This is a genomic window from Nocardia yunnanensis (assembly GCF_003626895.1).
Classification (GTDB): domain Bacteria; phylum Actinomycetota; class Actinomycetes; order Mycobacteriales; family Mycobacteriaceae; genus Nocardia; species Nocardia yunnanensis.
Window position 1 is genome coordinate 4,125,168 of the sequence record NZ_CP032568.1, and the last position, 13,895, is coordinate 4,139,062.

Below are 13,895 nucleotides of genomic sequence, written 5' to 3' on the forward strand. Positions count from 1 at the left end.
AGGGATTCGCGCGGACATGACTCAGGCAGCCGTCACCACGGAAGCTGTTGGCACAGCAGGCGAGGACATTCTCGCCATCGCCCGCGAGCAGGTGCTCGAACGGGGCGTCGGCCTGACCCAGGAGCAGACCCTCGAGGTGCTGCGCCTCGGCGACGACCGGCTCGAGGAGCTGCTCGGCCTGGCGCACGACGTCCGCATGAAGTGGTGCGGTCCCGAGGTCGAGGTCGAGGGCATCATCTCGCTCAAGACCGGCGGCTGCCCGGAGGACTGCCACTTCTGTTCGCAGTCCGGCCTTTTCCAGTCCCCGGTGCGCGCGGCGTGGCTGGACATCCCCTCGCTGGTCGAGGCCGCCAAGCAGACCGCCAAGACCGGCGCCACCGAGTTCTGCATCGTGGCCGCGGTGCGCGGACCGGACGAGCGGCTGATGGCGCAGGTCGCCGCGGGTGTGGAGGCCATTCGCAACGAGGTCGACATTCAGGTCGCCTGCTCGCTGGGCATGCTCAACCAGGAGCAGGTCGATCAGCTGGCCGCCATGGGCGTGCACCGCTACAACCACAACCTCGAGACCGCGCGCTCGCACTTCCCGAACGTGGTCACCACCCACACCTACGACGAGCGCTGGGACACCCTGCGCATGGTCCGCGAGGCCGGCATGGAGGTGTGCTCCGGCGGCATTCTCGGCATGGGCGAATCCCTGGAGCAGCGTGCCGAATTCGCCGCGCAGCTGGCCGAACTCGAGCCCGACGAGGTGCCGCTGAACTTCCTCAACCCGCGCCCGGGCACCCCCTTCGGTGACCTCGAGGTGCTCCCGGCCTCGGACGCGCTGCGGGCCGTCGCCGCGTTCCGCCTCGCGCTGCCGCGCACCATCCTGCGTTTCGCGGGCGGGCGCGAGATCACCCTCGGCGACCTGGGCGCCAAGCAGGGCATTCTGGGGGGCATCAACGCCGTCATCGTCGGCAACTACCTGACCACCCTGGGCCGGCCCGCCGAGGCCGACATCGATCTGCTGGGTGAGCTGAAGATGCCGATCAAGGCGCTCAACGAATCCTTCTGAGCCCCGGGCACTGTGCCCGCTACGAAACCCGCTGAGACGGGCGGGCCTTGGAAAACCGGTACCGTAGCGGTACGGTCTCCGAGGCCCCAGCCCGCTATCCATGTAGACACGAAGGATCCATCGAGGTGATCGTGGACATCGAGGAGCGCTACAACCCTTTCACGGGTAAGCGGATCGTTCCGGGTCTGGAGGATGCGGTCCCGGCCGCCGCGGCGCTGGGCCTCGAGCCCCCGCGCTTCTGCGAACAGTGCGGACGCCGCATGATCGTGCAGGTCAGCCCCGACGGCTGGTGGGCGAAATGCTCCCGCCACGGGGTACTGGACTCCGCGACCCTGGAACATCGCTAGTGGCAACCACACTCACCGCCGAGCCGGGCGGACTACGCGTCGACGTCCTGATGCGGGAGGCCCGCGCGGCGGCGGTGGTGTTCGCCGCCCTCGTCGCGGTGAGCGCGGCGGCCGGGGTGGTGTGGGCGCTGCTGGCGCCCGCCGAGCAGCTGCTGGTGGTCGAACCCGACCGCGGCGCCGCGCTGACCGGTGAGAGCATGCACCGTTTCGACGCGCTCGCGCTGTTCGTGCTGATCGGCATCGCCGTCGGCGTGGTCGGCACCGCCGCGGCCTGGCGCTGGCGGCGGGTGCGCGGCCCGATCCTGTTGTGCGGCATCCTGTTCGGCTCGCTGGCCGGCGCCTTCGCGGCCAAGATCGTGGGCGAGGCGCTGGCCGAACAACTACACACGCGGCCCAAACATCCGCCGGTGCACACCATCGTGGAATTCGCGCCGTCCGTGGAGGGCTGGGCCGCCCTCATCGCCCAGCCCCTCGCCGCCGCCGTCGTGGTGCTGCTGCTCACCGCCCTGAGCACCGCCGACGATCTCGGCTCCGGCCACTACCTGCCCTTCGGCGGCCAGCGCCCCGAACCCGCCGTCGTCGCCCCGCCGCAGTACGGTTCGGCCATCAGCTACGGCCCCTACCCGGGCTCCAACGCCGGCACCCAGTTCACGCCGCGAGATCCCGTGGTGCCCTTCGAAACCCCCGATTCGGACGTCACCCGCTGAGTTCCCCCTGCCGCCGGCCGCCGCAATATTCACTGGATCCCCGGCGTTGCAGTTCGTACCGTGTTCCCGTCCGCGAACACTCCGTACCCGGGGGACCCCATGAAGACCGCACCCGCCGAAACCGGCGCGCCCGCACCGCCGGAGCGCCCGGACCTCGCCGCCTGGCGCCAGCGCCACGAACTGCGCAGATCCAGTGCCGCCCAGCCGATCCCGAACGGCCGCCGCTACCGGCGCACCACCAAACACCGCGACCGCGACCGCGATCGATGAATCGGGCGGGCTCGCGCCGTCCTGGTTCGTATGACCACACCGATCTTCGGCTCCGTGCTGACCGTTGCCGTGCCCGTCACCGATCAGGACGCGGCCAAGGCCCTGTTCGAATCCCTCGGTCTGAAGACCACCTTCGATCGTGAACTCCAGCCCGGCTTCCGCTGGCTGGAACTCAGCCTGCCCGGCGGCGCCACCACGCTGTCCCTGGTGAAATCCGGCTCGGAGTTGCCGGCCGGTATCGACACCGGCGTCCGCCTCGCCACCCCGGACGCCCGCGCCGCCCACGCCACCCTCACCGAACTCGGCCTTGCCGTCGGCGAGCTGCTCGCCTGGGAAACCGCGCCGCTGATGTTCAGCTTCCGCGACCCGGACGGAAACCGCTTCTACGTCACCGAAACCGGGGCCCGGTAGCCGCTCAGCGGGTTGTGCTCAGCCGCCACAGCCGGACGGTGCCGTCCTGGCTGCCGCTGGCCATCAGGGTGCCGTCGGGGCTGAAGCGCACCGACGTCACCCGATCGGTGTGCGCGGTCAACGGCTGCCCGATGCGATTGCGGGAGGCGACATCCCACAGTCGGACCGTCTTGTCGACGCCGCCGGTGGCGACCCAGCGGCCGTCCGGGCTGAAGGCGACGGTGGAGACCGCGCCGACGTGACCGGTCAGCGGTCCGATCGGTTGCCGGGCGCGCACATCCCACAGCCGCGCGGTGGTGTCCAGGCTGCTGGTGGCCAGCAGGGCGCCGTCCGGGCTGAACGCGATCGACACCACCTCGCCGAGATGTCCGGTCAGGTCGGTGGCGAGCGGTTGGCGGGTCGCCGTATTCCACAGGCGCACTTTGCTGTCGATGCCGGTGCCCTGGCTCGCGGCCAGCAGGGTGCCGTCCGGGCTGAAGGCCAGGGCGGCCGTCGCGTTCCCGCTGTCGAGCTGCTGGCCGTCCAGCTGCCGGGTGCGGGTGTTCCACAGCTGGATCGCGGAGCCGTTGCCGACGCGCCGTCCGACGGCCAGCAGCGTGCCGTCCGGGCTGAAGGCGGTGGTCTCGATTCCGGTGCAGGAACCCGGATTCAGCGGCTGTCCGTCGGGTTGGCGGGCGAGCACGTCCCACAGCTGGGTCGTCCATTCGCCTTTCGCGCCGCCCGCGGTCGCGAGCAGTGAGCCGTCGGGACTGAAGGCCACCGTCTGCACGGGGTGCCCGGTCGAGATGGGCGCTCCGCCGGCTCGCCGGGCGGACACCTCCCACACCTGCGCGGTCTGGTCGAGGCTGCCCGAAACCAGCAGCGCGCCTTCGGGACTGAAGGCCACCGCGCGAACCCCGTCGGTGTGTCCGGTGAGGACGGTGTCCGGGGTGACGGCCGCCGATGGGGCGGCGCTGTTGGCCGTGCCGCCGCCGGAATCGAATTGGGTGACGGCGGCGGTGATCACGGCGGCGGTGACCGGGACGGTGATCGCGCCGCCGATCAGCAGGGAGCGGCGGCTGATCCGCCGATCGGCGGTGGCCGCGGCCGTCGCCTCTGCGGTCACGGGCCGCGAGTTCGTGACCTCCGGGGTGGCGGCCGTGAATGTCGTTGCGGGTGCGGGCTTCTCGACTGCCTCGGCGGCGGGGGTAGCGCGCGGCGGCGGGGCGGCCCGTCGGTAGCCGAGCGCGCGGTGCGCGGCGTCGGCGAGATCGGCGCAGGTCTGATAGCGCTGCTCCGGATCCTTGGCCAGCGAGGTGGCGATCACGGAGTCCAGTCCGCGCGGCAGATCGGGCCGACGGGTGGTGGTCAACGGCACAGGCTGCCCCAGATGGGCCGCGATCACGGCCGCCTGGCTGGTGCGCGGGAACGGCGGCTGGCCGGTGAGCAGTTGATAGAAGGTGCAGCCCAGCGAGTAGATGTCGGCGCGATGGTCGGTGGGCCGCTGATCGGTGAAGCGTTCCGGCGCGGTGTAGGCCAGCGAGGCCACCACACCGGAATTCGTGGTGGTGTCGTCGAGGGTGCGGGCGATGCCGAAATCGGTGAGCATAGCGCGTTCTCCGACCCGCGGATCCTGCTCGATGAGCAGATTGGCCGGTTTCACGTCGCGGTGCAGCACGCCCTTGCTGTGCGCGTAGTCCAGGGCGTGCGCGGCATCGGTGATCAGCCGGATCGCCTGTTCCACGGGCAGCCCCTCGGGCCACGGCGTCAGCAGCGAGGAGGCGTCGCCGCCATTGATGTGGCGCATGGCCAGCCAGAGCGCCGGATCCTGGGGTCCGCTGCGATCGTAGATGGGAATGATATTGGGGTGATCGAGCTCGACGGCCAGGATCGACTCGCGGTCGAAAGCCAAGCGCGCCTTGGGATCCGCGGCCAGATCGTCATTGAGCACCTTCAACGCCACCCGGCGGTTCATGCGCGGATGACGGGCCAGATACACCGCGCCCATCCCGCCCACGCCGAGCATGCGCTCGATGGAGTATCCGGCAAAATTCTGGCCCGACCGCAACACCGGAACTTCCGATCCTCCCCGATAGACACATCCCGCACCCCAAGAACCGGTGCGGGACAACGGGAAATGTAACGCAGCGACCGGATACGCGCGAGCCGATCGCGCCGGCTCAGCCCGGCGGGCGCAGTGCGGCGAATTCGTCGGTGACCCGGATCTCGGAGTCGGTGAAGCGGTAGAGCGCCGCGGGACGGCCGCCCGCGCGACCGGGGGAGGCCGTCTCGCCGGTCGGCGTGATCACCTTGCGGCGGGACAGGACCCGCTGCAGATTGGTGGTGTCCACCTCGTAACCCAGGGCGGCGCAATAGATTTCACGCAGGGTCGACATGGTGAAGGTATCCGGCGCCAGACCGAAGGCGATATTGGTGTAGGACAGCTTGGCGGCCAGGCGGTTGCGGGCGTGGCGCACGACGGTGCCGTGATCGAAGGACATGGCCGGCAGGTGCGAGACCCGATGCCAGCGGGTGTCGTGCGGCAGCACCGGTTCGGCGGTCATCGGCACCAGGCCCAGATACGCCGAGGCGATGCGCCGGTCGCCGGGCACCCGGTCCGGATCGCTGAACACCCACACCTGCTCGAGGTGGCTCAGCTCGCGGACGTCGACCTTCTCGGCGAGCTGCCGGGCCGCGGAGAAGTCGAGGTCCTCGTCGTCGCGCAGCCGGCCGCCCGGCAGCGACCAGGTTCCCTTGGCGGGATCGAGCGCGCGTTCCCACAGCAGTACCGCCAATTCGGTGTGCCAGCCGGGCGGGCAGCGGTCGGAAACCGAAATCCGACCGACGCTAGCGCTCTCACCTGCACTGATGGTGTCCGGAAAGCGACGAACCTGGAACACGGCGGTGAGCGTTTCGTGGATGGTGCTACGATGGGCCACGTTTTCGATCCTAAGTCGAAAACCGGTTGGATGCGAATCGGCGAGGTGGCCGAACGCATGAGAGAAGGAGCCATCCCATGGCTGCAGCAGTGGGCGCGACGATGACGCTGACCGAGCGCATCGCAGACGGTCCGTCGGGATTCACCGGTGTCGACGCCACCCCCGAATGGGCCGCGGAGATCAAGCGACTGGCGCGTGAGCGCAATGCCACCATCCTGGCGCACAACTATCAGCTCCCCGAGATCCAGGACATCGCCGATCACGTGGGCGACTCCCTGGCACTGTCGCGGATCGCGGCCGAGGCGCCCGAGGACACCATCGTGTTCTGCGGCGTGCACTTCATGGCCGAGACCGCCAAGATCCTCAGCCCGGACAAGACCGTCCTCATCCCCGACCAGCGCGCGGGCTGCTCGCTGGCCGACTCCATCACCGCCGAGGAACTGCGCGCCTGGAAGGCCGAGTACCCCGACGCGCTGGTGGTCTCCTACGTCAACACCACCGCCGCGGTGAAGGCGCTGACCGACATCTGCTGCACCTCCTCCAACGCCGTGGACGTGGTCGCCTCCATCGACCCCGACCGCGAGGTGCTGTTCCTGCCGGACCAGTTCCTGGGCGCGCACGTCAAGCGCGTCACCGGCCGCGAGAACATGCACATCTGGATGGGCGAATGCCACGTGCACGCCGGCATCAACGGTGACGAGCTCAACGAGCAGGCCCGCACCCACCCGGACGCGGAACTGTTCGTGCACCCCGAATGCGGTTGCGCCACGTCGGCGCTGTACCTGGCGGGCGCGGGGGAGTTCCCGGCCGACCGGGTGCACATCCTGTCCACCGGCGGCATGATCGACGCCGCCAAGGCCGCCAAGAGCAATCAGGTGCTGGTCGCCACCGAGGTCGGCATGCTGCACCAGCTGCGCAAGGCCGCGCCGGGCATCGACTTCCAGCCGGTCAACGACCGCGCCTCCTGCCAGTACATGAAGATGATCACGCCCGCCGCCCTGCTCCGCTGCCTGGTGGAGAACCGCGACGAGGTCCACGTCGATCCCGAAACCGCTGCGCTGGCTCGTAATTCGGTGCAGCGCATGATCGCGATCGGCAATCCGGGCGGCGGCGAATAGCTCCCGCCTTCCCCCGTCAGGGGAGGGATGAACATGGTGAATACATCGATTTCCATCACCTGGGAAGCCGAGGCGGACCTCGTGGTCGTGGGTGGTGGCGTGGCCGGGCTGACCGCCGCGCGCACCGCGTCGCTGCGCGGGCTGCGGGTGCTGACCCTCAGCAAGGGCGGGCCCACCGACACCTCCACCCAGTACGCCCAGGGCGGCATCGCCGTGGTCGCGCCGCACGGGGATTCGGTGGAATCCCATGTGCGCGACACGGTGGTCGCCGGGGCCGGACTGTGCGACGAGGACGCGGTGCGCTCCATCGTCGAGGGCGGCCGGCAGGCGGTGGCGGCGCTGACCGATCTGGGCGCGGTCTTCGACCTCGGCCGCGACGGGCAGGTGTCGCGCACCCGCGAGGGCGGGCACAGCACGCGGCGGATCATCCACGCGGGCGGCGACGCCACCGGCGCGGAGGTCCAGCGGGCGCTCAATGCCGCGGGCATGCCGGTCGTCTTCGGCGCCGCGGTGCTCGACATCGTGACCGGGCCGGAGGGCGTGCGCGGGGTCGTCGCGGTGTCGGACAAGGGATTCGGCATCGTCCACGCGCCCGCCGTTCTGCTCGCCACCGGTGGTCTGGGGCAGCTGTACGCGTGCAGCACCAATCCGGCCGGCGCCACCGCCGACGGCATCGCGCTGGCGCTGCGGGCCGGGGCGCTGGTCTCCGATCTCGAGTTCGTGCAGTTCCATCCGACGGTGCTGTTCACGCCGGGTGGTCTCGGGCGGCGTCCGCTCATCAGCGAGGCGGTGCGCGGCGAGGGCGCGATTCTCGTGGACACCGACGGCGATTCGGTGACCGCGGGCGTGCACCCCCTGGGCGATCTCGCGCCGCGCGATGTGGTCTCCCGCGCCATCGCCGCCCGCATGGCCGCACTCGGGACCGACCACGTCTTCCTCGACGGGCGCGCGATCGACGGCTTCCCGCAACGCTTTCCGACCATCACGGCCTCGTGCCTGGCCGCGGGCATCGACCCCACCGTGGACCTGATTCCCGTCGCCCCCGCCGCCCACTTCCAGTGCGGCGGCATCCGCACCGACACCCACGGCCGCGCCACGGTCGCGGGACTGTACGCCGCGGGCGAGGTCGGCCGCACCAGCCTGCACGGCGCGAACCGGCTGGCCTCCAACAGCCTGCTGGAAGGTCTCGTGGTCGGTGGGCGCGCGGGCGCGGCGGCCGCCGAACGCCGGGGCGTGGCGGCCCCGATCACCGAGGTCGGCCCGCTGCGCTTCCCCCGCGCGGATCGAAAACTGCTCCAGGAGTTGATGACCGAACGCGCGGGCATCGTCCGCGACGGTGACGGCCTGCGCGCCGCCATCCTGCGCATGGTCGGTTTGATCTCCGACAACGCCGCCCCGGACATCACCGTCGAGCGGGGGCCCGGGGACGCGGGCGGGCCGACCGATTCCGCGACGGCGATCATTCGGGAGCTGGAGGATTCGGCGCTCACGGTGACCGCGCGGGCGCTGCTGGTCGCGGCGGCGGCGCGGACCGAGAGCCGCGGCTGCCACACCCGCTCGGATTATCCGGAGCCGCACGAGCAGTCGCGGCGCAGTACCGCCGTGCGGCTCGGATCCGACGGGCGACCGAAACTGGTCACCGACGGGTTCGACGCCGGTGGCGCAACGCAAGTCATCGAACAAGGAGTGCCGTCATGACCCTCGACACCGGACTCGACCGCGATGCCGTGGTCACGTTGATTCGCACCGCCCTCGAAGAGGACCTGCGCTACGGGCCGGACATCACGACCATGGCCACGGTGCCCGCGGACGCGGTCGCCAAGGCGGACATGGCTTCCCGGCAGCCGGGGACGGTCGCCGGGCTGGATGTCGGGCTGCTGGTGCTGGACGAGGTCCTGGGCGCGGGGAACTACGAGGTCACCGCGCGGGTGCCGGACGGGACGCGGGTGCAGCCGGGGGACACGGTGCTCAGCCTGGTCGCGCCCACCCGGGGGCTCCTCACCGCCGAACGCACCATGCTGAATCTGGTGTGCCACCTGTCCGGTATCGCCACCGCCACCGCGCAGTGGGCGGACGCGGTCGCGGGCACCGACTGCCGGATTCGCGACAGCCGCAAGACGCTTCCGGGCCTGCGCGCCCTGCAGAAGTACGCGGTGCGGGTCGGCGGCGGCGTCAATCACCGCATGGGTCTCGGCGACGCGGCGCTGATCAAGGACAACCACGTGGTGGCCGCTGGCTCGGTGGTTGCCGCGCTGCGCGCCGTGCGCGAGCTGAACCCGTCGATCGAGTGCGAGGTCGAGGTGGACAGCCTGGAGCAGCTCGACGAGGTGCTCGCCGAGGACGTGGAACTGGTACTGCTGGACAACTTCCCGCTCTGGGCGACACAGGCGGCGGTGCAGCGCCGCAATACTCGATCGCCGCGCACGAAACTCGAGTCCTCGGGCGGACTTTCGCTCGAGATGGCGGCCGATTACGCGGGCACCGGCGTCGATTATCTGTCCGTCGGCGCACTCACCCATTCGGTCCGGGTCCTGGACCTCGGACTCGATATGTGAAAAGTGTTTTCGCCGGATTCGTCCCCGGTGTGTCTGGCGCCGGGGACGAATCAGCTGGTCAGCGGCGGTAGACCGGCGGGTCGACCAGCCAGCCGATGCCGCCGCAGCCGGTGCACAGAATCGCCGACCCGTGCTCGGAATAGCCTGCGGCCCCGGTGCCTTCGCACCAGGCGCAGTAACGCCAGCCCCGATTCGGGTGAACGGTGTCGAGCAGAATATTGAGGAACCCTTGAATCGCCATGCAGAGTGAATCTCCTCGCTAGGCATCAAACGATCCAAGAATGCGGGACGCGCCCGGCCACTGTCCAGCAAAAGCCAGAGGGGTTTACAGACCGAATTCGTGTGGGTCCAAGTGCAATACCTGACAAGCCTCGCGAATCACCGTGACCGCGTGGGCGTCGAGGATGCCGTCGATTCGCCCGACGGTCTGTCCGATCCGAATCACGGCCCGCGCCTGATCGGGGCGCCCGGTGGCCTTGGCGATCTGCGCCATCGCGTACGCGTGGCCGAAGGCGGGATCCATGATGAGCCGGGCGCAGTTGTCCTCGAACAGGTTTCGCAGCTCGTCGGTGGACAGCCGGCCCAGCACCTCGTGCGCGCCGACCATCTGCGCGACCCGCATGCGCGCGGCCGGATCGATGCGACCGTCGAGCGCCGAGAGCGCCGCGCACAGGGCGACCGCGGCATCCCGGAAGGACTCACCCCACGCCTCGGGGGCGGCCGGCGCCGCCGTCGAATCGCGGTGCGGGGCAGCCGGGGAGACCAGCCGATTCGAAAACGCCATGACACACTCCGGGAACTCGCCGAACCCGCGGACCTCCCCGAGTCCGGGTCCGGATTGTGCGAACAACGAATCCGACAGTAACAGCCGGGCGCCCGGTAGGCCCGCAGAAAATCTCCGAATACACGGGTACAGCAACATCACAGAATGTTTTGTTGCCGCAACGGTTCTCCCGTCACGCGCCGAGTTCGCGCTCCAGGGGCGTGCGGAAGCGGGGGATGGGGCGCACGTCGCCGTACCAGCCGCGCAGGCGTTCGGCCTCGGCGGCAATGGCTTTTTCGGCCTCGGCGGCTACCGTCTTTTCGGCTTCAGTGGCTACCGCCTTTTCGGCTTCGGAGCCGGCGTCCTCGAGCAGCCGCCAGACGATCTCGCCGTCCGGGCGCTGCGCCCAGCCGCCGATGATGCGGCCGTTCCACCAGACCGTGGGGCCGACATTGCCATTGGTGTCGAACAGCGCCGATTTGTGTTCGCCCAGATACCAGTCGCGCGACTGCCAGCCCATCGGCGTGGGATCGAGCGCGGGCAGCAGCGCGGCCCAGGGCTCCGGCTCCGGTGTCGGCGCCAGGTCGTCGGCGAGCACCAGGCCGGTCTGGCCGTCGAGATCCACCTCCACGGTGTCCACCAGCGCGAGCGCCTTGCGCACCTCGCCCAGCGTCCAGCCGGTCCACCATTTGATATCGCTCACCGGGGCGGGGCCGAAGGCGCGCAACCACTTCCGCACCAGCTCGGCCCTCGCCTCCTCGGCGGGCAGCGCCGGAATACCCTGCGGCAGCCAGGCTTCGATGGGGGCCCACGTGTATTGGCTGCTGGCCCAGGTTCCATTGGGCCGCCCGCGCACGATCCGGCCCTCGCACCCCAAGGTCACCAGCACCCAGGTGGTGATGTTCGTCGGCTTCGAATACGGCTTGCCCGGTGCGGTGTCCACCTGCGTCCGCAACCGCGGCACATCCTTGCTCAGCTGCGCCCCCGTCGCGCTGCCCCGGTTCAGCAGGGCCGCATGGGTTTCGGCCTCCACCTCGCTCCACCACGCGGAGATGTCCTCCGGCACCTGCCCCGACTGCTCGACATACTTGCTGTAGGTCCTGCGCTGCTTGTGCGCCAACGCATCCGCCGTCGACGCCTGCAACACCGGCACCAGCTCCACCGGCGCCACGAACATGGTCCGCCGCATGGCCAGCATCCGCAGCAGCGTCCGATCGTCGTAGAGCGCCTTCTCCACCTGCCCCGGCTCACTCACGATCCCCCGCGCCGCGACCGACAGATACACCGTCGCCGGATCCGTGGCGTGCAGCACCACCAGCGACCGCACCACCTCGCCGACATCGTCACTGCGCGCCTCCGCGGCCAGCCGATGCCGCACCCCGATCCGAGCCCGCCGCTCCGCGACACCCATCGAACGCATGGTCGAATCCTAGCGTGGATTCTCGGATTCCGGCGCTGCGGCGTGGATGCCCGATCCGCGGTCTCTCACATGCGACGATGCCGGGGTGGGTGATCGATGGCGAGGGTTTCGGGCGGTCGGCGTGCTCGTGGGCGTGCTCGCGGCGACGCTGATCACGGCGCCGTCCGGAACGGCCACGCCCGCCGACAGCGTCTCGATGCGCCCCGTCAGCCTCACCGTCGACGGCGAGACCGCCACCGGCCGCGTCTACGAACCCGACGGCGGCGCACGGGGTTTGATCGTCGCCGTGCACGGGCACGACGGCAGCGCCGCCGACTTCCCGGAGTACCTGAGCTCGATCGTCCGCGCCACCGGCGCGGCTCTGATCACCATGGACCAGCGGTCCGAGAGCAGTGTCTGGCGCACCGGCGAATGGAACGTGTGGGCCGGCTGGCGCGACACCGTCGCCGCCACCCAGTGGTATCGCGGCGACCATCCCGGTGGCCCCACCATCCTGTGGGGCTGGAGCCAAGGCGGTGTCACCAGCGGCCTCGCCGCCGCCTACGCGCCGCCCGGCACCTACGACTACTGGGTCGACACCTTCGGCCACGCCGGCGACGTGACCGCCTGGCTGGAAGCCAATCTCGCCGGCAAATCCCTCCGCCCCGAAATCGAACGCGACGCCGGCAACTGCACCCCCTTCACCTGCCCCCAGGCCTACATCGACCGCTCCCCGGTCCTCATGGCCAACCGCATCGCCGTCGCCCGCGCCATCCTCCTGCACGGCACCGCCGACCCCCTGGTCCCCTACTCCTCCTCCCTCGAAATGCGAGCCGCCCTCACCCTCGCCGGCAAACCCACCTCCATGTACACCATCGCCACCGGCCGAGACCTCCAGGGCAACATCGTCCCCGGCGACCACGGCATCAACCCCGTCTTCTTCGAATCCGGCTGCGTAGTCCAACGCCTCCTCCTCGACACCGAACCCCTCACCGGCACCCCCGACTACTACATAGACGCCGCCACCAACACCAACACCGCCCCACCCGCCCCACCCAACGCCAAATGCGCCGCCTGACCACCCCGCACTAGAACTGGGCGAGCGCCCGCACCGCAGTCCCACCTCGCTCGTGACGAATTGGCTGGACGATCACGGAAATTCGTAGCGTGCGGCGGGGGAACCACGTGCCGGCCCCTGGGCGTTGTGATGATCATGCGATCCGCACTCGTACTCGGCATCGACCCCCACCTGGTTCCCGGCATGGATGGCGACGCGATACGCGCCGCCCTCGACGCGGAACTCGCCCGGTTCGCCGACCACGGTATCGAGGCCTCGATGACACTGGTGGGATTGAACGAATCGGCCGAGCCCGCATTGGTCGATGCCCTCCGTGAGCGTGCCTGGGATGTCGTCGTCATCGGCGGCGGCATCCGCAAGCCGGAGCCTCTGCTGACATTCTTCGAACTGGTGGTCAACCTTGTCCGGCAGCACGCCCCCGGCGCCGCAATCGCATTCAACACCACCGGCGGTGACAGCGTCGACGCGGCGCAACGGTGGCTGAGCTAGGCCTAATGACTGGAAGTGGCGGCGCGCCGGCGGTTTTCGGCCTCGAGGAGTTCGATCAGGCCGGGGAAGCGCGCCGTCAACTCGGCCCTGCGCAATTGCGCCATATTGCTGTTGCCGCGATTCACCTGGCGGATCAAGCCTGCCGTGCGCAGCACTCGGAAATGGTGTGTCAGTGTGGCTTTCGTCACCGGCAGTCCGAACGAACTGCAATGTCGTTCCGCCCCTTCGGCATCGGCGAGCAGCGCGCATACGATCGCGAGCCGGTTGTTGTCCGCCAGCGCCGACAACACCACCGACAACTCCATCTCGTCGGCATCCGACCGTTCGACGTCGGGCATCCCACCTCCTAGGTACGGTTTGCATCGTACCTCGCCGCTCGCTATCGTCCGAGGTATGACAAGCATCGTACCTATCGACCGGGTTCCCTTCGCGCTGATGGGACTCGCCCGGCCCAAACCACACCGTGCCCAAGAGCTGAAAGAACTACTGCTGTCGTTCGTCGCACCCACCCGCGAGGAAGCCGGAGCCCTGGAATACCACTTCCACGAAGATGCCGACGACCCAACCACTTTCGTCTTCTACGAGGTGTGGCGCTCCAAAGACGATCTAGACCGCCACCTAGCCCTCCCACACATGCGCGACTTCTGGAACCGCCGCATGGACTACCTCGAACAAGACCTCGAAATCCGCTTCCTGTCCATGCAAAGCCCCTACCCCCGCCCCATGTGAAGGTGAGGGGTCTCGGCGGCCACGCTGTCGCGTCCGGCGCGAGTTTTCGGAACTTCG

Annotated in this window: 17 protein-coding genes; 11 read left to right on the plus strand and 6 right to left on the minus strand. The window is 69.6% G+C overall.

Annotated elements, in window-relative coordinates; translation table 11 throughout:
• Nucleotides 1–16 precede the first annotated feature (16 nt).
• From bioB to D7D52_RS19350, 5 genes are all read left to right on the plus strand, one after another.
• Nucleotides 17–1,054, plus strand: coding sequence for a biotin synthase BioB (gene bioB, locus D7D52_RS19335; RefSeq protein WP_120738357.1), 1,038 nt, complete (start codon nt 17–19; stop codon nt 1,052–1,054).
• A 131-nt stretch (nt 1,055–1,185) separates the two neighbouring features.
• Nucleotides 1,186–1,401 carry a biotin synthase auxiliary protein BsaP gene (bsaP, locus tag D7D52_RS19340; protein ID WP_162958905.1) on the plus strand — a complete coding sequence of 72 codons (216 nt, stop codon included), beginning with the start codon at nt 1,186–1,188 and terminating at the stop codon, nt 1,399–1,401.
• Nucleotides 1,401–2,108 carry a DUF2567 domain-containing protein gene (locus D7D52_RS19345; RefSeq protein WP_162958407.1) on the plus strand — a complete coding sequence of 236 codons (708 nt, stop codon included), beginning with the start codon at nt 1,401–1,403 and terminating at the stop codon, nt 2,106–2,108. Before bsaP ends, D7D52_RS19345 begins: the two co-directional genes overlap by 1 nt.
• A 99-nt stretch (nt 2,109–2,207) precedes the next feature.
• Nucleotides 2,208–2,378 carry a hypothetical protein gene (locus D7D52_RS37855; RefSeq protein ID WP_162958408.1) on the plus strand — a complete coding sequence of 57 codons (171 nt, stop codon included), beginning with the start codon at nt 2,208–2,210 and terminating at the stop codon, nt 2,376–2,378.
• Nucleotides 2,379–2,408: 30 nt separating this feature from the next.
• Complete coding sequence (locus tag D7D52_RS19350; RefSeq protein WP_120738361.1) at nt 2,409–2,789, plus strand: VOC family protein; 381 nt, start codon at nt 2,409–2,411, stop codon at nt 2,787–2,789.
• Between the two features lie 4 nt (nt 2,790–2,793).
• Here the strand turns inward: D7D52_RS19350 and D7D52_RS19355 are convergent, their stop codons facing one another.
• Both D7D52_RS19355 and D7D52_RS19360 read right to left on the minus strand, forming a co-directional pair.
• A complete protein-coding gene (locus D7D52_RS19355; protein WP_120738363.1) occupies nt 2,794–4,839 on the minus strand; it encodes a WD40 repeat domain-containing serine/threonine protein kinase in 2,046 nt (681 codons plus the stop codon).
• Nucleotides 4,840–4,948: 109 nt separating this feature from the next.
• Nucleotides 4,949–5,707, minus strand: coding sequence for an NUDIX hydrolase (locus tag D7D52_RS19360; protein WP_120738365.1), 759 nt, complete (start codon nt 5,705–5,707; stop codon nt 4,949–4,951).
• A gap of 77 nt (nt 5,708–5,784) precedes the next feature.
• Here D7D52_RS19360 and nadA point away from each other — a divergent pair, with 77 nt between their 5' ends.
• The 3 genes from nadA to nadC are packed head-to-tail and all read left to right on the plus strand — an operon-like array spanning nt 5,785 to nt 9,380.
• Nucleotides 5,785–6,825, plus strand: coding sequence for a quinolinate synthase NadA (gene nadA, locus D7D52_RS19365; RefSeq protein WP_120738367.1), 1,041 nt, complete (start codon nt 5,785–5,787; stop codon nt 6,823–6,825).
• A 33-nt stretch (nt 6,826–6,858) separates the two neighbouring features.
• A complete protein-coding gene (locus tag D7D52_RS19370) occupies nt 6,859–8,523 on the plus strand; it encodes an L-aspartate oxidase (protein WP_120744264.1) in 1,665 nt (554 codons plus the stop codon).
• Nucleotides 8,520–9,380, plus strand: coding sequence for a carboxylating nicotinate-nucleotide diphosphorylase (gene nadC / locus D7D52_RS19375; protein ID WP_120738369.1), 861 nt, complete (start codon nt 8,520–8,522; stop codon nt 9,378–9,380). Before D7D52_RS19370 ends, nadC begins: the two co-directional genes overlap by 4 nt.
• Before the next feature lie 58 nt (nt 9,381–9,438).
• Here the strand turns inward: nadC and D7D52_RS19380 are convergent, their stop codons facing one another.
• From D7D52_RS19380 to D7D52_RS19390, 3 genes are all read right to left on the minus strand, one after another.
• Nucleotides 9,439–9,621: a hypothetical protein gene (locus D7D52_RS19380; RefSeq protein WP_120738371.1), complete on the minus strand. Its 183-nt coding sequence runs from the start codon at nt 9,619–9,621 to the stop codon at nt 9,439–9,441.
• 84 nt (nt 9,622–9,705) lie between these two features.
• The gene (locus tag D7D52_RS19385) at nt 9,706–10,164 is read right to left on the minus strand and encodes a tellurite resistance TerB family protein (protein WP_162958409.1); all 459 of its coding nucleotides are present in this window, start codon (nt 10,162–10,164) and stop codon (nt 9,706–9,708) included.
• A gap of 172 nt (nt 10,165–10,336) precedes the next feature.
• Nucleotides 10,337–11,563 (minus strand): winged helix DNA-binding domain-containing protein, encoded by a 1,227-nt coding sequence (locus tag D7D52_RS19390; protein ID WP_120738375.1) that lies wholly within the window; start codon nt 11,561–11,563, stop codon nt 10,337–10,339.
• 85 nt (nt 11,564–11,648) lie between these two features.
• Between D7D52_RS19390 and D7D52_RS19395 the strand changes: the two genes are divergently transcribed.
• A complete protein-coding gene (locus D7D52_RS19395) occupies nt 11,649–12,620 on the plus strand; it encodes an alpha/beta hydrolase family protein (protein ID WP_246023159.1) in 972 nt (323 codons plus the stop codon).
• Nucleotides 12,621–12,803: 183 nt separating this feature from the next.
• On the plus strand, nt 12,804–13,109 hold the full coding sequence (locus D7D52_RS19400) for a hypothetical protein (protein WP_246023160.1): 306 nt from the start codon (nt 12,804–12,806) through the stop codon (nt 13,107–13,109).
• Between the two features lie 2 nt (nt 13,110–13,111).
• Here the strand turns inward: D7D52_RS19400 and D7D52_RS19405 are convergent, their stop codons facing one another.
• Complete coding sequence (locus tag D7D52_RS19405) at nt 13,112–13,447, minus strand: ArsR/SmtB family transcription factor (protein ID WP_120738379.1); 336 nt, start codon at nt 13,445–13,447, stop codon at nt 13,112–13,114.
• 55 nt (nt 13,448–13,502) lie between these two features.
• Between D7D52_RS19405 and D7D52_RS19410 the strand changes: the two genes are divergently transcribed.
• Complete coding sequence (locus D7D52_RS19410; protein WP_120738381.1) at nt 13,503–13,838, plus strand: putative quinol monooxygenase; 336 nt, start codon at nt 13,503–13,505, stop codon at nt 13,836–13,838.
• Nucleotides 13,839–13,895 lie beyond the last annotated feature (57 nt).

Excerpts from the sequence above, each read along its gene's own strand:
- bioB (WP_120738357.1), top strand. The coding sequence starts at position 17 with ATGACTCAGGCAGCCGTCACCACGGAAGCTGTTGGCACAGCAGGCGAG.
- D7D52_RS37855 (WP_162958408.1), top strand. The coding sequence starts at position 2,208 with ATGAAGACCGCACCCGCCGAAACCGGCGCGCCCGCACCGCCGGAGCGC.
- D7D52_RS19350 (WP_120738361.1), top strand. The coding sequence starts at position 2,409 with ATGACCACACCGATCTTCGGCTCCGTGCTGACCGTTGCCGTGCCCGTC.
- nadA (WP_120738367.1), top strand. The coding sequence starts at position 5,785 with ATGGCTGCAGCAGTGGGCGCGACGATGACGCTGACCGAGCGCATCGCA.
- D7D52_RS19370 (WP_120744264.1), top strand. The coding sequence starts at position 6,859 with ATGGTGAATACATCGATTTCCATCACCTGGGAAGCCGAGGCGGACCTC.
- nadC (WP_120738369.1), top strand. The coding sequence starts at position 8,520 with ATGACCCTCGACACCGGACTCGACCGCGATGCCGTGGTCACGTTGATT.
- D7D52_RS19380 (WP_120738371.1), bottom strand. The coding sequence starts at position 9,621 with ATGGCGATTCAAGGGTTCCTCAATATTCTGCTCGACACCGTTCACCCG.
- D7D52_RS19385 (WP_162958409.1), bottom strand. The coding sequence starts at position 10,164 with ATGGCGTTTTCGAATCGGCTGGTCTCCCCGGCTGCCCCGCACCGCGAT.
- D7D52_RS19390 (WP_120738375.1), bottom strand. The coding sequence starts at position 11,563 with ATGCGTTCGATGGGTGTCGCGGAGCGGCGGGCTCGGATCGGGGTGCGG.
- D7D52_RS19400 (WP_246023160.1), top strand. The coding sequence starts at position 12,804 with ATGGATGGCGACGCGATACGCGCCGCCCTCGACGCGGAACTCGCCCGG.
- D7D52_RS19405 (WP_120738379.1), bottom strand. The coding sequence starts at position 13,447 with ATGCCCGACGTCGAACGGTCGGATGCCGACGAGATGGAGTTGTCGGTG.
- D7D52_RS19410 (WP_120738381.1), top strand. The coding sequence starts at position 13,503 with ATGACAAGCATCGTACCTATCGACCGGGTTCCCTTCGCGCTGATGGGA.